Source organism: Komagataeibacter xylinus (assembly GCF_009834365.1).
Lineage (GTDB): Bacteria > Pseudomonadota > Alphaproteobacteria > Acetobacterales > Acetobacteraceae > Komagataeibacter > Komagataeibacter xylinus_D.
Map to the genome: position 1 here is coordinate 280001 of NZ_CP041348.1, position 20482 is coordinate 300482.

Genomic DNA, 20482 nt, shown 5'->3' on the forward strand with positions numbered 1-20482 from the left:
GACTACTGGCCGCCCCCTCCGCCTGGGCGGCTGACGCGCTGGGCCAGCCAACGGCTTCGCTGTGCTTTCGCCTGCATGACGCTGCCCTTGCCGGTGGCTATTCATGGGGCAAGGGACGGCTTTATTTTGGTGGCCATTCCTACCCGGTCAAGATCACGGGCGGCGGCGCTGTGGGAATCGGCTACAGCACACTGCGGGGCGAAGGAAAGGTCTATAACCTCGCCCGCCTGTCCGATATCAATGGCACGTACTGGTCGGTGCGGGCCGAAGGCACGATTGGCCGGGGCCGCAACGTGACAGTACTCGATAACAACCACGGCGTTGACATCAAGGCGACCATGCACACGAGCGGAGCGCATCTGGCCGCTGCCGTCATGCGCCTGACCCTGAAGGTCAATCCCGGTGGTGAGCGGGTCGAGGCTACGCCTGCAGTCTGCAGCTTCCCCATCCGCTAAAAGCGCATTTAAAAACAGATTATTAATAAAAAAGAAGAAAAGTTTCGGGCGTCGCCTTTCTTTAAAAAGGCGACATCTTCCGAAGCTTTTTGAAAAGCGCCCTCAACTCACTAGACCGTACTGATCACGATCTCGACGAGGTTGGGCCGCCCTGAGGCCATCGCCGCCTCAATGGCCGGGGCAATATCGGCCGCTCGTGTGATCTGCCGCGCTTCGAGCCCGTATGAAGTCGCCATCGCCTGATAATCAATGGGCGGATCGCACAGATCCATCGCCAGGAAATTGCCCTGCCGGGCCGAGACATAATGCGTCTGCCCGCGCATGAAACCCTTGAGCACGTTATATTCGCGGTTGTTCATCACCACGAATGTTACCGGCAACTGCTCATGCGCCGCAGTCCAGATCGCCTGCGGGGAATAAAGGGCCGCACCATCTCCCACCAGGCAGACCACCGGCTCGCGCCCCAGCCCCAGCGAAGCCCCCACCGCAGCCGGCATGCCCCAGCCCAGCGCGCCGCCGCGCAGGAAGGAATACTGCGCCGCCCAGTCGCTGTTGAGGAACATGCGCGTGTAGGACGACGTGGCAATGGCCTCATCCACAATGGCAACCTGGGGGCCAATGGCGCGCACGGCCTCGTAGGCGGCAACACAGGGGGCTATGACCGCATCACCCTGATGATCCGCCACCAGTTCTTCGGCCTCAAGGCGCCTGCGGGCGCGGGCCGCCACGACTTTTCCACGTGCGGCAACATGGGCCGCACGGCAGGGTTCGGTCTCGCGCTGGAGAAGAGGCAGCAGCACGTCAAGCGAGGCGCGGATATTGCCCACGAGGGAAAGCGGCGTCTGGAACGTGCGGCCAAGATCACGCGCATCGGCCGAGACCTGATAGACCGCGCAGCCCGGCGGCACGGGCGAGCCCTCGGAATAGAGGATGGTGATGAGCGATTTGCCGCCGAGTGCAAAGATCGCATCATAATCCGCCAGGCGACTGGCAATATCGGTGGCGCGCGTGGGCATGTTACCTGCCCAGAGCGGGCACGACGTGGCGAACGGAATGCGCGAGGGCCACGACGCGCCATAAACCGGCGCCCCCAGCATGTCGGCCACGGCGGCGACCTGTGCTGCGGCATCCGCCCCATGCACCTCATCACCCGCGATGATGGCCAGCCGCCCCGGCGTAATGCCCGCCAGCGCATGGGCAAGTTCGGGCAGGCCGCCGGCTATGGCCGCTCGGTTGATGACCGAAGGACTGCCGATGTCGATCTCGCTGGCCTCTTCCATCACATCCATGGGCAGCGACAGGAAAACCGGCCCCGAAGGCGCTGCCATCGAATCGTTAAAGGCGCGGCGCACCAGCACGGGCAACTGGTCGGCATGCAGCACTTCCTGCGCCCATTTCACCGCCGGGGTGGCAATGCTGACCAGATCGCCAAACAGCAGCGGGTCGGAGATGGTATGCCGCGAATCCTGCTGGCCCGCCGTCACCACCAGCGGTGTCTGCGATACGCTGGCATTGAGCAGGTTGCCCATGCCATGCCCCAACCCGCCTGCCGTATGCAGGTTGAGAAAGCCGGGGCGGCCTGCTGCCTGCGCATAACCATCGGCCATGGCCACAACACTCGCCTCCTGCAGGGCCAGGATATATTTCAGGTCCGGGCGGCGCTGCAGGGCATCGATCAGGGGGAGTTCCGTCGTGCCGGGATTGCCAAAGATATAGCGGACCCCCTCACTTTCCAGAATTTCCAGAAGGATATCGGCGCCGCGCCGCCCTCCCGTTCTTCGTGCCGCGACCTCAAGCGGTGTAATGGCCATGCTGTTCCCTGCCTGCTTTGAAGGTGTGGATCATGGCAACACGTTTCGGGGTGCGGGTCCAGCAGCGGGGGGAGGAAGCAGGCGTCAATTTTTATCTTGATAATAATAATGATTATCATTATCAAGAATACAACCCGTGGGCTCTCCGACAGATTCCCAACCGTCGATTTCCCAACCCTTCCCACGGAAACTTACGGCATCACCTGCACCCGGGTGATGCCGTTTTTTTATGGAAGACCGGCACAGGCGCACGGCGCATGGCGGCACAAGCGTGCATCTTGTGATTGACCACCCACCACAACGCGAAGATGATACATGCTTACGCGACCATGAAAGTACGCCCCTTGCCTGCCGACAGTCCCGTGCCCCCGACTGCCCAGACAACCGCCCACGGCACGCAGGCGGATCATGACCCGGCCCTTCCCGTCATTATCGAGACCCTGCGCCATGATGGCATCATTACCGCCCGCCAGGTCGAGGCGGCACGGTTCTGGGCCACGGATTACCGGATTGGCGTGATGGGGCTCGAAGACCCGCTGTTTGACCGGACATCGCTCGGCCTGTCACGCCGCCCGCTCAACGGACGGAGCGGGTCGATCAGCCGGTACCGGCATATTCATGATATTATCGGCGCACGTTACGAGCGCGTGCTCATCGCCGCCATGATCGATCAGCGCCCCCTGCCCGAACTTGCCCGCCATGCCCGTCATGACCCGCAGCATATGGGGCAGGTGCTCGCACTGCTGCTTGATTTCCTGACCCGGCATTACGATGCGATGCCCGGCCATCTGTGGCGCGGCTGAAGGCGGTCTCACGCAAGCCTTATGCCTGTTCAGAAAAAATTTTTGGTGCAGCTTTCTTCAAAGAGTTTCAAAAAAAGTCGCCTTTTTGAAAAAAGGTGACACCAAAAAACTGTTCTTATTTTTTATCAATAATCTGTTTTCAAACCAGTTCTGAAAAAAATGCCGCTCTTTTTTGCAAAAAAGCGGCATCCACAGGTTGGTCTTGTTTTTATAAAGCAGCCAATTTCAAACAGGCTCTCAGTCCTGGCGGTAAGCCTCGGCAAAGGCTGCGGCCGCACCGAGCAGACCGGGCTGCGGATAGGTAATCAGCTTTACCGGCATTTCCGACATCATGCCCTCGAACCGGCCCTTGGCCACAAAGCGTTCGGCAAAACCAGAATTGGGCAGGTGCTTGGCCAGGCGCAGCCCGAGGCCGCCTGCAATCACCACGGCACTGCCACCCTGCGCCAGCGCAAGATCGCCCGCCACGGTGCCCAGGCTGAGGCAGAAGCGCTCGAGGGCAGCGGCCGCCACGGGGTCCGAGCCTTCCAGCGCCATGGTCCACAGGGCCTTGTCATCACGCGCCTTGACCGAGAGTTCTCCCATCTCGGCAATCGCCTCATACAGGTTCAGCAGGCCCGGCCCGGATACCACGCGCTCGACCGACACGCGGCGGTAACGGCGGCGCAGCACGGTCAGGATCCGGTCTTCCAACTGGTCGAGTGGCGAGAAATCGATATGCCCACCCTCGGTCTCACACACGAAATAACCATTCTTGCGCCGCACGATATAAGCCGAACCCAGCCCCGTGCCCGGCCCGACCACGGTGGTCACGCCCTGCTCGGGCAGCGGAATGTCAGGCCCGCAGATATGCTGGAGGCTGTCCACGCCAACCTGCGCCACGGCGTGGGCCACCGCGCCGAAGTCATTGACCAGGATCAGTTCGTCCACCCCCAGCTTGACCGGCAGCCACGCAGGCTGGATCACCCACGGGTTGTTGGTCAGCTTGAGGATATCGCCCTTGATCGGGCACGCCACTGCAATGCCGGCCGCCTTGGGCAGCGGGCGGTCGACCACGCGGGCAAAGGCTTCCCATGCCAGCTGCAGGCTGGCGTGATCAGCACATTTCAGGGTCGTGGCCTCCCCCAGCGTGACGACACGGCCCTGGTCCACCTGGGCAATGGCGAACCGCGCATGGGTTCCACCAATGTCAACTGCTACGATCTCTTTCATGTCCGGTCACGCTCCGTGGCCATACGGCAGCTTGCTGCCTGCATCATTGTAATAAAAACGGCCTGCAAGTGTGCCCGCCCCCGGCATTGCATGCAACAGGCAGATGAATTGAGGCTTTGCAGGCCCATGGGTTCACGTCTCGGGTATGAAAAAAGACCAGTCGGGTCGGTATTTCATTGATCGAGGTCACAAAATAGCCACAATCCCCACAATCGGGACTAAAATACATTTTATTAAGTCCCGCGCACGCATTGAAATCAGTCCGTCTGGTCCGCCCTGATGGCGGAAAGGATGCGCCGCTTGAGCGGCCATGGCACCAATGTGTCGATCAGCCGCAGCACCGAGAACACGAACGGAAAGACAAGATGGGGCTGGTTACGCGCCACCGCGCGCGCAATGCGGCGCGCGGCAGAGGGCGCGCTTTGCAGGAAGGGCTTGGCCCCCACCACGCGGCGGCTCATGGGCGTATCGACAAACCCTGGCGAGACCAGCGTCACCCCGATGCCTAAAGGTGCAAGGGCCATCTGCTGGGCCTCGGCAAAGCGCTTGAGCCCGGCCTTTGAGCCGGAATAGGCGGCTGCAAACGGCAGCGCATGAAAGGCCGCGACCGAACTGAGCATGACGATATGCCCCCGCCCGCGCGGCACCATGCATTCGGCCGCCGCCGCCGCCATGGCGGAAGGGGTGGCATAATTGACCAGCCCCAGCCGCAGCACGTCCTCCGCCTTTTCCACCACATCATCGCTGCGGCGCATGTCGCCAAGCCCTGCGGCAAGAATGGCGATGCCGATGGGATGGGCCGCATCATCGGCGCGCAGGGCCGCGATGGCGGCGGCCCCATCCGCCAGGTCAAGCACGCGGGTCTCGACCGCAACGCCGCACCCGCGCGCGCGCGCCGCCACCGCATCAAGCCGCCCGGCATCACGCCCCCACAGCAGCAGCGGCCGCCTCTGGGCTGCATAAAGCCATGCCAGTTCCGCTCCTATCCCGCTCGAGGCCCCCGTAATGAGCACGTATCGGCCTTCATCCGTGCGTGATGCAGAGCTTACTGTCATTGTCCATCTTCCTTTTCGGGGTCCATCTGTGCCATGAGCACAACAACAGGACGGACCACCGAATCATTTCTTTCAACCCATGCCTGCATAGCCTGCCCCGTTTTGCCACGGAATGAAGGTCGATGCCGGTAATGTTCAGGATGCAACGAACCGGTCATGAACGAAACCGATCGTCTTACTATCATACCCGTTTCCGGCTTTCGTCAGATGACCACCTTCATCCAGTTGCCCCGCCACCTCTATGCGGGGCTGCCAGGCTATGTGCCGCCGCTCGACCTCACCCAGCGCGACCTGCTCACCCCGCGCAAGAACTCCTTTTTCCGCAATGGTCGGGCGCAGTATTTCCTCGCCATGCGCGGCAGGCGGGCCGTGGGCCGCATCTCGGCACAGATCGATCCGGTCTCGATGGAACATTATGGCGAGCCGATCGGCTTTTTTGGCGCGCTCGATGCGATTGACGACCTTGAGGTGGTATCCGCCCTGCTTGATGCCGCAGGCACCTGGCTGCGCCAGCGCGGCATGAAGTCCATGCGCGGCCCCCAGACGCTCGACAGCAACGGCGAGTTCGGGATGATGCTGTCAGGTCACCACGCGCTGCCCATGGTGGCCATGCCGTGGCACCCAAAATGGCTGCCGGGCATGATGGAGGCCTGCGGCTGCACCAAGGTGCGCGACCTGGTGGCCTACCAGATGCACACTGGGCCTGATGCGGAGGAAGCCCATCTCGTGCCCGCCAGCCTGCGGCTGGGCGAAGGCCGGCTGGGCAATGTCACCACGCGCGGCCTGCGCATGGACCGCATCAAGGAAGATGGCGAGATCCTGCGCCAGCTTTACAACGATGCCTGGCGCAATAATTGGGGCTCGATCCCGCTGGCGCGCGAAGATATCGAATCCATGATCGTGGAGATGAAGCCGCTGCTCAAGCCCGAGCATTTCGTGCTGATCGAACAGGCGGGCAAGCCGGTCTGCGTGGCGCTGGTGGTGCCCAACGTGTTCGACATCTCGGCAGACCTGAACGGCGCCCCCTCGCCGCTGGGCTGGCTCAAGCTGGGCAAGCGCCTGCTGCGCCACGAGTTCCATTCCGCCCGCGTGATCCTGCTTGGCGTAAGCTCCGTGCTTGATGGCACCGCCCTTGGTGCGATCATGCCCGCACTGGCCATTACCGAACTCATGAAGCGTGGCCACAGCCTGCCCTACCGCACCATCGAACTGGGTTGGGTGCTGGAAACCAACACATCGATGCGCCGCCTGATCGAGCGCATCACGCCCGAGCCATGCAAGCGCTACCGGGTGTATGACCGCCCCTTGGAAGAATAGGAAAAAAATAAAAGTTTCCGGATGCCGCCTTTTTTCAGGAAGGTGGCGTTCCTGCGAAGCTTTTTTATTTTTTGGAGTTTGCCTTCGGTTCGGCCACGTGGCTCCAGCCCCGCCGGGCGAGCGGCATCTCGTTGCCTGCCTCATCACGCACCTGCACACCCGCCCCCGGCACCATCCGGCCAATACGGGTCACGGCAACGCCCACGCGGGCAGCATGGGCCAGTAAACTGGATTCCTTTGCCGGCGGCACGGCCAGCAGCAGTTCATAATCATCGCCGCCTGTCAGGCACTGCGCCAGCCATGCAGAGCCAAGCGCATGCACGGCTGGCGAAAGCGGCACTCGTGGGGCTTCGATGACCGCACCCACCCCGCTCTCGCGCGCCAGGTGCCCCAGATCCTGCACCAGCCCGTCCGACACATCCATGCCTGCCGAGGCAATGCCACCGAGTTCAAGCCCCAGTCGCGGGCGCGGCAACTGGTAGCGGCTGGCAAGGAAGCCATCGGGATCGGGCACCTGCCCCTGCCGCGCCAGCAGGCCCATGGCGCCATCGCCAATCGTGCCGGTTACCCATATGCCGTCACCTGCCCGCGCGGTATTGCGCCGTAGCGCCATGCCCGGCGCCACATGCCCCAGTATGGTGAGCGAGAGCACCAGCGGGCCGGATGTGGCGGTGGTATCGCCACCAAGCAGGGTAATGGCAAACTGCTGCTGGTCCTGCGCGAGGCCAGCCGCAAAACCGGCAAACCAAGCCTCATCACGCGCAGGTGGCATGGACACGGTCAGCAGGTAGCCCAGAGGCGTTGCATCCATGGCCGCAAGATCGGACAGGTTGCAGCGCAGCAGCTTGCGGCCAATGGTGTGCGACGGGTCATCAGGCAGGAAATGCACACCCTCGACCATGGCATCCGCCGCAACAACAAGCTGCCGCCCTGCGGGGGGCGTGAACACGGCTGCATCATCGCGCAGGTCCAGAGCGCCATCACCCGCCAGCGGGCGGAACACGCGGGCAATGAAGCCGAATTCAGCTGGAAGGCCGTTCTCCCCGGCGCGCTCCGGTGCCATGGCCGCCCTCCTTTTTCCCTGCCTCAGGAAGCCGGGCTGTCGGGTGCTTCATCAACGACGTCCTGCGCCGCCTCGGCCGTGGCGGCAGGCGCCGGTTCGTTCACGCGGCGTGACAGGGCATCGAGCACGCCGTTGAGCATGCGCGGCTCATCACCAGCCAGGAAGCCGTGGCCGATATCCATGTATTCATTGATGATGACGCGCGCGGGTGCGGGGTCGGCTGCCAGCATCTCGCCGCCTGCCGCATGCATGATGGCGCGCAGCACCGGGTCAAGCCGGGCCAGCGGCCACGACGCGGGCAGGATCTCGTGCAGCAGCGCGTCAATGCGCTCCTGCCGGGCCATGGCCCCGCGCACCACAATGCCGAACAGCCGCGCATCGGCATCGGGCACCTGGCCTTCGGCATACTCGGAACCGGTCCCACCAAGGCGATGGCGGTTGAACTGGTTGATGACCTGCTCCGCCCCTTCACGCCCCTGCTCGATCTGGAACAGGGCCTGCACCGCTGCCACGCGTGAAGCGGTGCGGGAACGGACCTTGGGCTGCCGGTCGCCGTCTGTCTGTGTCATGGCGCGTTACTCCTGCTGTGGCGTTGCTGCAAAATCACGGCTTCATCGCCTCTTTGGGCGGCGGGGTCCAGTTCAATCTTTGTCTTTCGGGCCGGAAGGCGGAAAGTCCTCGCCGCCCTCGCCTGGCCCGGCGGTCGAAATCGTGGCCAGAATATCAGCAAAATCCTTGGTTTCACGGAAATCCCAGTGCACGCTGGCAAAGCGGATATAGGCTACCGAATCAATTTCGCGCAGCGTTTCCATCACCAGCCGCCCGATATCACGCGAGGGAATGTCCGTCTCCCCCATCGCCTCAAGCCTGCGCACCAGCCCATTGACGATCCGCTCGATCCGCTCGGCATCAACCGGGCGCTTGCGCAGCGCAACCTTGACCGAGCGCGCGAGCTTGTCGCGCTCGAAGGGCACGCGCCGGGCATCCGCCTTGATCACAACCAGATCGCGCAGTTGCACGCGCTCGATGGTAGTGAAGCGCTGCCCGCATGAGCCACAGATGCGCCTGCGGCGAATGGCCGCCCCATCTTCATGCGGGCGGCTGTCCTTTACCTGTGTGTCGTCATGTCCGCAAAAAGGGCAACGCATGGGCAAGCTGTTCCTGATCTGGGGGCAAAAGCACGCGTGGCGCGGACTCAGGCCCCGGTTTGCGCCAGCACATCGAGCACCGCCTCGCCATAGCGGGCCAGCTTCGAGCCGCCCACGCCACGGATCATGCCAAGCTCATCAAGCGTGGTCGGGCGCTCGAGGGCAATATCATGCAGCACCGCATCATGAAAAATGACATAGGGCGGAATTTCCTGCTCGCGCGCCTCGCCCAGCCGCCAGCTGCGCAGCGCCTCGTAGCGGGCAGCGGCCTCGGGCGTGAGGTCGGCCATGGCGGGGCGCGTGCCGCCTGTGCCGCGCGCGGCCTTGAGATCCTCGGTCGCGTCCTCGCGCAGCATGATCGGTTCCTCGCCCCGCAATATGGGCCGCGCGCGTCCTTCCTCAAGGGCAAGGGCGTTATATTCGCCCGTTACCCTGATGGCGCCCCGCGCGATAAGCTGGCGGATCACGCCGCGCCAGAACGGCTCGGGCCGGTCGCGGCCTATGCCGAACACGCTCAGCTTTTCATGCCCGTGCCGCGCCGTCATGTCCGAGGCCTTGCCCCGCAGCACGCCCGCCACATGCACCGCGCCAAAGCGCTGGCCGGTGCGGTAAATGGCCGAGAGTACCTTCTGCGCGGCTACCGTGCCATCAAACGTGGCCACCGGGCTGCGGCAGTTGTCGCAATGGCCGCAGGCTTCATCAAGTTCCTCGCCAAAGCACGAAAGCAGCGCCTGGGTGCGGCAGCCCGTGGTTTCGGTCAGGGCAATCATGGCTTCGAGCCGCGCGCTCATAATGCGTTTCTGCGCATCCGGCGCGTTGGACTGCTCCAGCCAGTACCGTGCGCGCGCCATGTCATCGCCGCCATAAAGCAGCACGGTTTCCGCCTGCTCGCCATCGCGCCCGGCGCGGCCGATCTGCTGGTAATACCCTTCGGGCGAGGAAGGCATGTCGAGATGCACCACGGCGCGCACGTCGGGCCGGTCGATGCCCATGCCAAAGGCGATGGTGGCCACGATCACCACCGGCTCGCCCGAGCGGAAGCGCATCAGTGCGGCGCGTTTTTCCACCGGCGAGAGACCGGCATGGAACGGCAGCGCCGCATAGCCCTTGCCCGCCAGCGAGCGGGCCACACGCTCGGTCTTGCTGCGGCTGCCGCAATACACAATGGAAGCCGCCCCGCGATGCCGGTCGAGAATGGCAGTAAGCTGGCGGATTTCCGATGTCTTGGGCTTGACCGCAATATCGAGATTGGGGCGGTGGAAGCTGGCCTTGAGCACCGTGGCGTCGGGCATGGCCAGGGCTTCAAGAATGTCGCTACGCGTGCGCGCATCCGCCGTGGCGGTGAGCGCTATGCGCGGCACATTGGGGAAATGCTGCGGCAATGCCGCGAGTTCACGGTATTCGGGGCGGAATTCATGGCCCCAGGCCGAGATGCAGTGCGCCTCGTCAATGGCTATGACCGAGAGCGTCAGCCGCCCGAGCCGGTCAAGCATACCCGGCGAGAGCAGGCGCTCGGGCGAGACGTAGAGAATGTCGAGCCTGCCTGCCATCAGGTCCGAGCGCACGCGGGCGGCGTCGTCAGGCTCCTGCTCGGAATGCAGGGCGCCCGCATTGACACCAAGCTGCCGCAGGGCGGCAACCTGATCATCCATCAGCGCAATCAGCGGGGATATGACCAGCCCCGTGCCGGGCCGGGCAAGGGCGGGCACCTGATAGCACACGCTCTTGCCGCCGCCGGTGGGCATGAGCACCAGACAGTCGCGCCCGGCCATGACCTCCGCCACCGCCTGCTGCTGCAGGCCACGGAAATCGGGAAAGCCGAAAACCTCGGCCAGCACCGCGCGCGGGTCGCGCGTGCTGCCTTCGGGCGCCGTCATATCATGAAAAGCGGGGCCTTCGCTCAGTGTCCGCCGACCTCGATCTCGACCCGGCGCGAAGCGAGCGCACCGTCTTCGTTGTTCATCGGGCCACGCGGCTGCTGGCTGATATGGCCTGCATCCACGCCGTCAACCGCAAGCTGACGGGCCACGATCTTGGCGCGGTCAATGGCCAGCAGTTCATCGGCCGACAGGTCATGGCTGGCAGCGGCATAGCCTTCAACGCGCACCTTGGCATTGTTTGCCACCGCGCGCTGGGCTGCCTGCGAGATCACGGTCTGGGCCGGGGCATCAAGCTGGGCCGAATTGGGGGTGAAGAACACGACATACTTGCCCGGATGGCCACCAGCGCATCCTGTCAGCAGACCGAGACCAAGAAGAAGGGACAGGCGACGCATGATGGAGTTACTCCCGTTTCAGATATGCATGACGGACCGCGCCCAGCCTGGAGGTGTGTCCGATCCGGTTTTCCGCTACTTCGTGCCCGCTGGGGCGGGGCACGTCAATCCTTTCGGCAGGCGGGATGGCCCCTTCATGCCGTAGCCGCCACGGTTTTACCACCCACGATACGCCATGCCTGATCCAGCTTTTCCACACCCGTCAGCCGGTGCACGATCAGAATGACCGTGCGCCCTTCCGTCACCTCATTAAGGGTAAGCAGGAATTCACGCTCGGTCTGGGCATCAAGCCCGGTGGCCGGCTCATCAAGGATCAGGATCGGCGCGCGCGACAGCAGCACGCGGGCCAGCGCCAGGCGCCGCCCCTGCCCGCCGGATACGCTGGCACCACCCTCACCCAGCCAGCTATCCAGCCCATCAGGCAGGGCGCGGACCACGTCGGCCACGCGGGCCTGCTCGAGCGCCGCCCACAGGTCGGCCTCGGTGGCATCCGGGCGGCCAAGCAGCAGGTTGGCGCGAATCGTATCGGTAAACAGATGCGTGGCCTGTGACAGCCAGGCAATCCGCTCGCGCATCGCCTCGTCGCGGATGGTGGCGATATCCTCGCCGCCCAGCGTAATGCGCCCCGCCTGCGGCCCCACTACCTTGAGCAGGAGTGCCGCCAGCGTGGACTTGCCCGCCCCCGAAGGTCCCATGACCGCAATGCGCTGGCCTGCGGGAATGCTCAGGTCAAGACGATCAAGCACCGGCGCGCGGGCCTCATCCCACCGGAAAGAAACCTGCTCGAAGCGGATGTCTGTGCCCGCAGGCGCAGGCTGCGTGCCTTCGAGCGGGGCATGTTCGGGCAGGTCGCCCACCGCCACCACGCGGGCGGCGGCGCGGGTGATGTTGCCCGCAAGCGCGCCCGCGCGCGTCAGCCCGCCAATACTCTCGAAGGCCGCAACCGTAAGGAACAGCACGGCTGCGGCAGGCAGCGGGGCAATGCGCGGCAGGCCCAGACCCAGGGCCGCCGCCAGAACCGCAACAACCGCCGCCTGCCCGCACAGGTAGGAGGCAGCACCAGCCAGCGCCAGCATGCGGGCCTGCTTCATCTGCGCACGGCAGAGTGCGGCATCACGGTCGCGCACATGGTCAAGCATGCGCCCCTCCGCCCCGAAGGTCGCGATCTCACGCAGGCCACCCACCATGTCGAGCACGCCCACGCGCAGTTGCGCCGCCTCATGGTTGACCAGCCCGCCTTCGCGCCGCCCCATCATGGCAGCACAGAACGGCAGCACGAATGCCCCGCAGGCAAACAGCGCGCACACCACCACGGCCAGCACGGAACTGACCATGTTGATGGCAATGAACAGGAAGGGCAGTACAAGGCACGCGCCCGCCAGCGGAATGATGATGCGCAGGTAAAGCCCGTCCAGCGTCTCGACATCCGACACGAGGCGCGAGAGCAGGTCACCCGCGCGGCGGAAGCCAAGCCCCGCCGCCGCCCCGCGCGCAAGATGGCGGAAGAACCACACCCGCACATCGGCCAGCGCGCGGAACATGGCATCATGCGCGACCAGCCGCTCCGCATAGCGCAGGATCACCCGCGCACTGCCAAAGATGCGCAGCGCCCCGGTGGTGACCACGATCATGCCCATGGTCATGGCCGCGACACGGATGCCTGCCTCGCGCATCAGCACAAGGCCGATGATCAGGGCGAGCAGCGACAGCAGCGCGCCCGCCGTGAGCAGCGGCGCGCGATGCTGCCAGATCTGCAAGATGTGCCCCACGGGGGCGAGCACGCCCTCGCGCCGAGCCTCACGGTTCAGTTCCCTTGTCTGTGAGGATTTCACGATACTTTCTCCCCACTGGTCACGACATGGCCCTGCGCCAGGTCAATCCGCTGGCCGTCAAACCCGGCCACGGCACTGGAATGGGTGGCCAGGATGACGGTGCGCCGGGCGGCAAGGCGGCGCAGGCTTTCAAACACGTCTGCCTCGGTGTCGGGGTCGAGATGCGCGGTTGGCTCATCAAGCACCACAAGCGGCGCATCTTTAAGGAAGGCGCGGGCAATCGCCACGCGCTGCGCCTGGCCGCCAGACAGGCCGAAGCCGCCCTCGCCAATAAAGGTATCAAGCCCGTGGGGCAGGCTGGCCACGAAATCTCCGGCCGCTGCCGCCGTAACTGCGGCGTGAAGCTGGTCTTCCGTTGCATCGGGGCGGGCAAACAGGATGTTCTCGCGCAGCGTGCCCGCAAACAGCACCGGCTTCTGCCCGATCCACGAGGTCATGGCCACCAGCGCTTCAGGCGCCAGCGTGGTCATGTCCACGCCATTGAATGTGATGCGCCCGCTGGCAGGCTGGATGAAGCCGAGCAGCAGTTCGATGATGGTGGATTTGCCCGAACCCGACACGCCGCACAGCAGCAGCGTCTGGCCCGCGGGCACGCTGAAGGACACATCATCAACCGCCATGCCGCGTGCGACATCCCATGCGAAACTGACATGCTCGAAGGCAACTGCCACGCCCCCCGTCATGTCGCACACCGCCTGGCCGCCAACCCGCGCGGGCGTGGCATCGGGCAGGATGCGCATGGCACTCGCGGCCCCCGAGGCATGCGCCCGGTCCTGATAGGCCAGGGCGAGACTGCGGAAGGGAGCAAAGAATTCCGGCACCACCAGCACCACGAACAGCCCGCGCGCCACCTGCCCGGCCATAACGGCAGCAGGCACGCCCTGCTCATGCAGGTCCATCAGGTGGGCACCGTTGCGCAGCGCGATGAGCACAAGGGCCACGACCATGGCGCAGTCAATGGAGGCGGAAGACAGGAAGGCCACGCGCAGCACCTTCATGGTGCGCAGGCGCAGTTCCTCGGCGCTCGCGGCAAGCCTGCGGGTTTCATCCTCCGTGCGGCCAGACAGGACAATGGTGGCGATGCCGCGCACCCGGTCAAGGAAACGCGCCTGCAGGCGGGTCATGGCCAGGAACTGGTTGCGCGAGGCCACCGCCGCCCCGATGCCGAACAACGCCTGACCAAACGGCACGGCAAGGCCGCAGATGGCCATGATCAGCGCCGAGCCCGGCTGCACGAACGCCGCAAGCACCCCGATGACAAAGGGTGCGGCCACCCACAGCACGGATGCGGGCAGCCAGCGGGCGAAAAATCCGTCCAGCGCCTCGATCCGGTCAACGGCCAGCGCGGTCAGCTCGCCCGTATGGTGCTGGCGCAAAAGGCCCGGCCCGCCACGCATGATCGCCTCGATCACGCCGCCACGCAGGCGGGCGCGCCCCTTCATGCCCGCGCGCGCGGCCAATGTATCGGATGCGGCCTGCAGGCCTGCGCGCACCACCGCCAGCCCGACCAGCCCGGCCAGCGGCCACGCAACAACCGGCATGCCACCGGGCACCAGCACGCAGGCCAGCACGGTGGCGATGCACCACACCTGCCCCACGGCAACGGCGGATATGGCCAGACCCAGCAACACGACAGGCATGGCCTGCCTGCGCCCCAGGCGCGACTGTGCCCGGGTCCACGCCTTCATCACTGTCTTGTCATCGTTCATGACCGCTCCCTATACCGAATGACACGACACAGGGACAGCCATCATGCGCCGCCATAAACTGCCCGTGAGATAACTCTGCCATGCATTTTTGCATGCATTCAGTCGGCCAGTTCATCCTGATCGGGCTGCTTTAACGGAAAAACAAGCACATAGCGGGTGCCGTTTTCCTCGAACATCTGCAACGTACCGCCCAACTGCCGCGCAAAGCCGCGGATCAGCTGCATGCCGATCCCGCTGCGCTCGTCTTCCGCTCCCCTGAGGTTGCGGCCCGCTGCCATGCCCACACCGCTATCGGCGATCCACAGGCACGCCCGGCCGCCATCAAGCGCGCGCAGGCCCACTTCAAGCGTGCCGTGCAACTGGTCGGGAAAGGCATATTTGATGGTGTTGCTGACCGCCTCGGTCACGATCAGGGCCAGCGGCACGGCCTGGTCGGGCACCATCAGCAGGTCATCCACGCGGATGTCGAGCGTGATCCGGCCTTCATCGGATTCACCGATGGCATGCATGATCTGGCCGCACAGTTCGCGCACGAAACTCTGCATGTTCAGGCTGTACAGCTCGCCATCGGCATACAGATAGCGGTGCAGGGTGGCCAGCGCGCGCACACGGTCGCGCGCCTGGGCAAATTCCTCGCGCGCGCCAGGCTGGCGGATGCGGCCGGCCTGCAGATTGAGCAGAGAGGCCACGATCTGCAGGTTGTTCTTGACGCGGTGGTGCATCTCCTTGAGCAGCAGTTCCTGGCGCACCTGCGCGCGCTCAAGGCGCTTTTCATGCCGCGCCAGCCTGCGCGTAGCCTTGCTGAAGGCATGGGCAAGCTGCCTGACCTCAAGCGGCATGGCCCAGTTCGAGCGCACGTCATACACCCCGCCAAGCTGCCACTGGTTGACCGAGGCCGTGAGCTGGCGCAGGGGCGTTATCACCAGCACATCAGCACTTTTCGAAGCCCCCAGAAGCCCCACGAGCAGCAGCACCCCGCTTGTAACAAGCGAAATGGCAAACATGACCACCGCATGCCGCTCGCTGGCGTTGCGCCGCGTCATGGTGAGCACATATACCCCACCCTGCACTCGCCCGATGGAATACGAGCCTTCAGGCAGGGTGATGTGGTCGTGCTCCACGCCACGCATGACCTCAAAGCGCGCCCACTGCATGATCCGCGCCGGCGGATGTTCCTGCCAGTTGCAATCCGCGCAGAGGGGCGCTGTGGCGCGGGCGTGACTGTCCATGACCCAGATCTCGATCGGGCCATTCTGCTGCATCAGGTCAAGCCGGGGGTCGCTGGTCTGGAGCATGGCACTGCGCCATGACAGCGGCATGATGGCGGTAAGATAGCCCGAGCGCGCCGGGCGGCCCGCATCATCGCCAATCATGGCCGCAACGGTGATGCGGAAGTGACCGGGCACGCCCGTCAGTGCATCAGGTATGGCCACGACCTTCACATCGCCCTGAAAGCGGGGCATCTCGTCAACGGTCAGGGTGGGCGCCTCATGGTCGGGGCCGACGGCGGCGGCGATATTTCCCCGGTCATCAGCCAGCGCGATCTGGCTGTAATGCCGCCCGGTCAGGGACTCGACAAGCTGGAGCATGCGCGCAAGCCCGCTACTGTCGAGCCGCATGCGCGCCACCGCCTGCAGCAGCGAGGCGACATGCTCGGATTCATGGTGCAGTTCAAGATCGATGCGCGCCACGGCCATGTCCGTGCGGTAGCCCGGTGCCTCGAGGGTATTATGATAGCTGTGCCATGCCTGCACGGCCCCGATCAGGGCGATGGGCATGGCCGCGAGCAGGATGATCGCCATCATCCGGCCACGCACGGCATCGAACACGCGCCCGACCCGCGTAAACAGGCTGCGATGGCGCCCGTGCCTGCCGCCCCGACCGGAAGAAGGTGGAACGGACATGTCTATTTTGTCCGCTTCCGGTCTTCCTCAATAAGACGCAGCAGCTCCTCGGGAACAGGCTCTTTGGTCACATCATCGAACAACTGGTGCAGCCCTCGCCTCAGCCATAGCTCGAACGCATCATCCGATCTGCTTGTGGACTTCTTTCCTGGTTGCCTGGGAGGACACTTGTCCTTCAGAGCCATCGCATTATCCCGAAGTAAATTCCCACTTCACACAACCCCTGCCTACGTGCCAGGGCCGTATCATTACCCTGTAGAATCCCGAGGTACTGACGAAGATATCAGTGTCAGTGCCATATTCACGCCATAATTCAAAGTGGGAATTCCCGTCTCAGGCCGATGCAGCGGTCGTCGCGACACGGGCCTGCGTGCGCGAACGCAGGCGCTGCACCGCCCCGCGCAGTTCAACGGTGGAGATATCGCGCTCCTCGCCATACAGCCACGTAGCAAGCTGGCGGCGGGCGCGGAATACGCGGCTCTTGGCGGTGCCCACGGCGCAACTGGTGGCGACGGCAAGCTCGTCATAGCTCATGCCCTGCATCACCACGAGCACCAGCGCCTCACGCTGGTCGGCGGGCAGGCGGTTCATGGCCTCGGCAAGTTCCTTGACCATCAGGCGTTCTTCATGCGCGCCGCTGCCTGCCATGCTGGACGCGGGCACATCCTCGATATTGCCGGTCTCGCGCTTCTTGCGCAGGTCGGAAATGAAGCGGTTGCGCAGGATGCGGTGCATCCATGCCGAGAAATTGGTGCCCGGCGTAAAGCTGTGCTGGGCGGCCAGCGCATTGCACACGGCATCCTGCACCAGGTCATCGGCTGCCGCCCGGTTGCGCGTGAGCGACAGGGCCTGCACACGCAGTCGGGGCAGGATTGCAATCATCTGGTCATGAAAGCTGCTGGTCATTTTCATCTCCCCTGTTTCGTCGTTCATGCCAGTGCAATGAACGGGAGGGATGAAAGGTTACATTTTCCATGTAACGAAAACGCGAGCACCGCGCACCGGTTCCCTCAGCCTTCGCCGGCGGCGCCCGCCTGCATGTATTCCATGATCTGGGCGCGCGCGCGTGACACGCGAGCCTTGAGCGTGCCCACCGTCACGCCGCACACAAGGGCGGCCTCGGCATAGGTCATTTCCTGCACGCCCACGAGCACCAGCGCCTCGCGCAGGCGGGGAGTGAGCTGCCAGATCGCACCATTGAGGTCGCGCAGTTCATCGGCCTCCCCCACACTGGTGTCGCTTTCGGCCTGGTCGGGGCGACGGGCGTAATCCGACATCACATCACGCTCGCGCCGCCCCTTACGCGCCTGCTCGTAAAACAGGTTGCGCGCGATGGTGTAAAGCCACGCCTTCATGCTGGTGCCCAGCGTGAACTGCTCGAGCGCGCCGAGCGCGCGCAGCACGGTTTCCTGCACCAGGTCATCCGCTGCCGCGGGCTGGCCGGTCAGGAAACGGGCAAAACCACGCAATTGTGGCAGGAGAGACAGGATCTCCCCACGCAAGTGCGTGACCCGTGACGGATCAAATGGTATTCCTGATTCCAGTTTGTTTACTCTTCAACTCTTGCAGCACAGTCTAACGCTGTCATGATCCGGAGTGTAACAGTTTATCTGGGGAGATGAATGCCTCATGCCGCTATCACGGCGTCAAGACCTGCTTCGCGCCCTGCCCTATGCCCGGCGTTACGCCCGTGCGTTATGTGGCAGCCAGTCGAGCGGCGACCTTCTGGTGGCCGAAAGCCTGCGCGAACTCATGGCGGTGGATGACCCCACCCTGCCACCGAGGCTACGCCTTTACCAATGGATCTCGCGCCACCATGCCCAGCACGGCGCGCAGGATGCGAAGGCGGGCGGCATGCCGCCGCTGGCGCGCAAGCTGCTCCTGCTCACCTCGCTTGAGGAACTCAGCGTGAATGATGCTGCCCGCGTGCTGGCCATTGCCCCGCCGCAGGCCGCCGCCATGCTGGAGGATGCCCATGCCCGCCTGCGCTCGTGCGCCCAGACCAGCGTGCTGATCATCGAGGATGAACCGATCATCGCGATGGATATCGAGGAACTGGTGCGCCAGTGCGGCCACACCATTGCCGGCGTTGCCAGCAGCGAGGAGGAGGCCGTGCGCCTTGCACGCGAGACCCGGCCCGGCCTTATCCTGGCCGACATCAATCTCGGCGATGGCGGTGACGGAATGAATGCCGTCTCGGCCATATTGCAGCACCAGGACATTCCGATCATCTTCGTCACCGCCTACCCCGAACGGCTGCTCACGGGCGATACGATCGAGCCGGCCTTCGTCATCACCAAGCCATTCGAACCGCTGACGCTGGCGGTATCCACCTATCAGGCCGTATCGGGCGGGGTACCGCTGAACTGACAAAGCCGCATGCCAGTCCCGGCGCAACCGGCATCCCGCTCCCCGGCCAGATGTGTATGCTGCCCCGGTTGCTGCCGGACGAAGCTGGGCCGCCATGCGACAGCTGAGTGAAGAGAGGGCAGAATGAAACGGCTGGTCATCGTCTCCAATCGCGTTCCCGTTCCCAAGGAGGGGCTGCGGCCCGGTGGCCTCGCGGTGGTGCTCAAGGACCTGCTGGCCCGCCAGGGCGGCATGTGGTTTGGCTGGAACGGCACCTGCCACCCCGACGCCGCCCACCTGCCGCCTGAACACCAGCAGGCCGAAGGAGTGGAATACGCCACCATCGGCCTCACCCCCGCCGAGCACCGCAATTACTACACCGGCTTTTCCAACTCCACGCTGTGGCCGCTCATGCACTCGCTGCCCGAGCACATCCACTTCGAGCGCCGCGAGCTTGAAACCTACTGGTCGGTCAACCAGCGCTTCTGCGAGAACCTGCTGCCCCTGCTGCGGCCCGATGACATCATCTGGATACACGACTACCACCTGCTGCCGCTGCCCGCCCTGCTGCGCCGCAACGGGGTGCGCCAGCCCATCGGCTTCTTCCTGCACACGCCCTTCCCCGCGCCCGACATGCTGGCCACGGCGCCTGATGGCGGCACCTTCCTGCGTGACCTGCTCAAGGCGGACCTGCTCGGCTTCCAGACTGCTGATGACACCGCCAATTTCATCTTCGCCGCAACCCGCACGGCAGGCGCGGTCCTCAAGGGTGAGGACACGCTGATGTTCGAGGACCATACGGTGCGCGTGGGCACCTTTCCCGTCGAGATCGACCCGCAGGCCTTTGCACGCGCCGCAGCCACCGCAGCCGATTCGCAGGACCTGAAGCGCCTTTCGGGCTCGCTGGCGGGGCGCAAGCTGATCTTTGGCGTGGACCGCATGGACCCCACCAAGGGACTGGACCACCGGCTGGCGGGTTATGAGCGCATGCTCGAGACCTACCCCAAGCGCGAGCGGCAGGTCACCTTTTTGCAGATCGCGGCCGAAAGCCGCACCGAGGTCGCCTCCTACAAGGCGCTGCGCAAGAAGCTCGAGCACCAGATCGGCAAGCTCAACGCCCATCGCGGCCAGGCGGACTGGACGCCGCTGCGCTTCCTCACCCGCGGCAGCCCGCGCCCCACGGTGGCGGGCTACATGCGCTTGGCCGATATCGGCTACATCACCCCGCTGCGCGATGGCATGAACCTCGTGGCCAAGGAGTTCATCGCAGCCCAGGACCCCGAGAACCCCGGCGTGCTCATCCTGTCGCGGCTGGCGGGGGCGGCCAGCCAGCTTGATGCGGCCCTGCTGGTCAACCCGCTCGACCATGATGGCATGGCCGATGCGCTCGAGCAGGCGCTGGCCATGCCCGCACCCGAAAAGCGTGAACGCTGGCAGGCCTGCTGGAACGCCATCGCCAACCGCACGGCATTGGGCTGGGGGCTGTCCTTCCTCCAGTTGCTGGAAAGCACGGTGCGCAAATAGGGGTTGCCTACACGGACCTTGCGCC

At 64.5% G+C, this 20482-nt stretch carries 21 protein-coding genes (1 of these 21 only partly in view); 7 read left to right on the forward strand and 14 right to left on the reverse strand.

Annotated elements, in window-relative coordinates:
• Nucleotides 1-455: the 3' portion of a hypothetical protein gene (locus FMA36_RS01455; protein WP_206065153.1), read on the forward strand. Its footprint begins 43 nt before the window's first position; only the last 455 of its 498 coding nucleotides appear in the window; its start codon lies beyond the left edge, outside the window; its stop codon occupies nt 453-455.
• Between the two features lie 110 nt (nt 456-565).
• On the opposite strand, the gene FMA36_RS01460 is transcribed toward FMA36_RS01455, so the two are convergent.
• Entirely contained in the window at nt 566-2266 is a 1701-nt protein-coding gene (locus tag FMA36_RS01460; protein WP_159260238.1) for a thiamine pyrophosphate-binding protein, read from the reverse strand.
• Between the two features lie 32 nt (nt 2267-2298).
• On the opposite strand from FMA36_RS01460, the gene FMA36_RS01465 reads away from it, so the two are divergent.
• Both FMA36_RS01465 and FMA36_RS01470 read left to right on the forward strand, forming a co-directional pair.
• On the forward strand, nt 2299-2550 hold the full coding sequence (locus tag FMA36_RS01465) for a hypothetical protein (RefSeq protein WP_159260240.1): 252 nt from the start codon (nt 2299-2301) through the stop codon (nt 2548-2550).
• Nucleotides 2551-2595: 45 nt separating this feature from the next.
• The gene (locus FMA36_RS01470; protein ID WP_240906444.1) at nt 2596-3069 is read left to right on the forward strand and encodes a hypothetical protein; all 474 of its coding nucleotides are present in this window, start codon (nt 2596-2598) and stop codon (nt 3067-3069) included.
• Nucleotides 3070-3306: 237 nt separating this feature from the next.
• Here FMA36_RS01470 and glk read toward each other — a convergent pair whose 3' ends face one another.
• Together glk and FMA36_RS01480 are read right to left on the reverse strand one after the other, a co-directional pair.
• Nucleotides 3307-4281 carry a glucokinase gene (gene glk / locus FMA36_RS01475; protein ID WP_159260241.1) on the reverse strand — a complete coding sequence of 325 codons (975 nt, stop codon included), beginning with the start codon at nt 4279-4281 and terminating at the stop codon, nt 3307-3309.
• A 257-nt stretch (nt 4282-4538) separates the two neighbouring features.
• Entirely contained in the window at nt 4539-5336 is a 798-nt protein-coding gene (locus tag FMA36_RS01480) for an SDR family NAD(P)-dependent oxidoreductase (protein ID WP_159260243.1), read from the reverse strand.
• Between the two features lie 156 nt (nt 5337-5492).
• Here FMA36_RS01480 and FMA36_RS01485 point away from each other — a divergent pair, with 156 nt between their 5' ends.
• A complete protein-coding gene (locus tag FMA36_RS01485; protein WP_159260245.1) occupies nt 5493-6653 on the forward strand; it encodes a hypothetical protein in 1161 nt (386 codons plus the stop codon).
• A gap of 64 nt (nt 6654-6717) precedes the next feature.
• Here FMA36_RS01485 and thiL read toward each other — a convergent pair whose 3' ends face one another.
• From thiL to FMA36_RS01510, 5 genes are all read right to left on the reverse strand, one after another.
• The gene (gene thiL / locus FMA36_RS01490; protein WP_159260247.1) at nt 6718-7716 is read right to left on the reverse strand and encodes a thiamine-phosphate kinase; all 999 of its coding nucleotides are present in this window, start codon (nt 7714-7716) and stop codon (nt 6718-6720) included.
• Nucleotides 7717-7739: 23 nt separating this feature from the next.
• Complete coding sequence (gene nusB / locus FMA36_RS01495) at nt 7740-8285, reverse strand: transcription antitermination factor NusB (RefSeq protein ID WP_159260249.1); 546 nt, start codon at nt 8283-8285, stop codon at nt 7740-7742.
• 72 nt (nt 8286-8357) lie between these two features.
• Nucleotides 8358-8864 (reverse strand): transcriptional regulator NrdR, encoded by a 507-nt coding sequence (gene nrdR, locus FMA36_RS01500; RefSeq protein WP_159260251.1) that lies wholly within the window; start codon nt 8862-8864, stop codon nt 8358-8360.
• Between the two features lie 47 nt (nt 8865-8911).
• On the reverse strand, nt 8912-10741 hold the full coding sequence (gene recQ, locus FMA36_RS01505) for a DNA helicase RecQ (RefSeq protein ID WP_159260253.1): 1830 nt from the start codon (nt 10739-10741) through the stop codon (nt 8912-8914).
• Between the two features lie 23 nt (nt 10742-10764).
• Entirely contained in the window at nt 10765-11139 is a 375-nt protein-coding gene (locus tag FMA36_RS01510) for an OmpA family protein (RefSeq protein ID WP_159260255.1), read from the reverse strand.
• On the opposite strand from FMA36_RS01510, the gene FMA36_RS01515 reads away from it, so the two are divergent.
• Nucleotides 11138-11284, forward strand: coding sequence for a hypothetical protein (locus FMA36_RS01515; RefSeq protein WP_159260258.1), 147 nt, complete (start codon nt 11138-11140; stop codon nt 11282-11284). The genes FMA36_RS01510 and FMA36_RS01515 overlap by 2 nt on opposite strands.
• Here FMA36_RS01515 and cydC read toward each other — a convergent pair.
• The 6 genes from cydC to FMA36_RS01545 form a co-directional block, all read right to left on the reverse strand.
• Nucleotides 11274-12971, reverse strand: a complete 1698-nt coding sequence (cydC, locus tag FMA36_RS01520) for a thiol reductant ABC exporter subunit CydC (protein WP_159260259.1) — start codon at nt 12969-12971, stop codon at nt 11274-11276. The genes FMA36_RS01515 and cydC overlap by 11 nt on opposite strands.
• A complete protein-coding gene (cydD, locus tag FMA36_RS01525) occupies nt 12968-14680 on the reverse strand; it encodes a thiol reductant ABC exporter subunit CydD (RefSeq protein WP_159260261.1) in 1713 nt (570 codons plus the stop codon). Before cydD ends, cydC begins: the two co-directional genes overlap by 4 nt.
• A 98-nt stretch (nt 14681-14778) precedes the next feature.
• On the reverse strand, nt 14779-16584 hold the full coding sequence (locus FMA36_RS01530; RefSeq protein WP_159260263.1) for a sensor histidine kinase: 1806 nt from the start codon (nt 16582-16584) through the stop codon (nt 14779-14781).
• A 2-nt stretch (nt 16585-16586) separates the two neighbouring features.
• Nucleotides 16587-16769, reverse strand: coding sequence for a hypothetical protein (locus FMA36_RS19410; protein ID WP_061272675.1), 183 nt, complete (start codon nt 16767-16769; stop codon nt 16587-16589).
• A 148-nt stretch (nt 16770-16917) separates the two neighbouring features.
• On the reverse strand, nt 16918-17490 hold the full coding sequence (locus FMA36_RS01540) for a sigma-70 family RNA polymerase sigma factor (protein ID WP_159260265.1): 573 nt from the start codon (nt 17488-17490) through the stop codon (nt 16918-16920).
• Nucleotides 17491-17594: 104 nt separating this feature from the next.
• On the reverse strand, nt 17595-18086 hold the full coding sequence (locus FMA36_RS01545; RefSeq protein WP_159260267.1) for a sigma-70 family RNA polymerase sigma factor: 492 nt from the start codon (nt 18084-18086) through the stop codon (nt 17595-17597).
• A gap of 127 nt (nt 18087-18213) precedes the next feature.
• Between FMA36_RS01545 and FMA36_RS01550 the strand changes: the two genes are divergently transcribed.
• Nucleotides 18214-18954 (forward strand): response regulator, encoded by a 741-nt coding sequence (locus FMA36_RS01550; RefSeq protein WP_159260269.1) that lies wholly within the window; start codon nt 18214-18216, stop codon nt 18952-18954.
• 123 nt (nt 18955-19077) lie between these two features.
• Nucleotides 19078-20457, forward strand: a complete 1380-nt coding sequence (locus FMA36_RS01555; protein ID WP_159260271.1) for an alpha,alpha-trehalose-phosphate synthase (UDP-forming) — start codon at nt 19078-19080, stop codon at nt 20455-20457.
• The last annotated feature ends 25 nt before the right edge of the window (nt 20458-20482 follow it).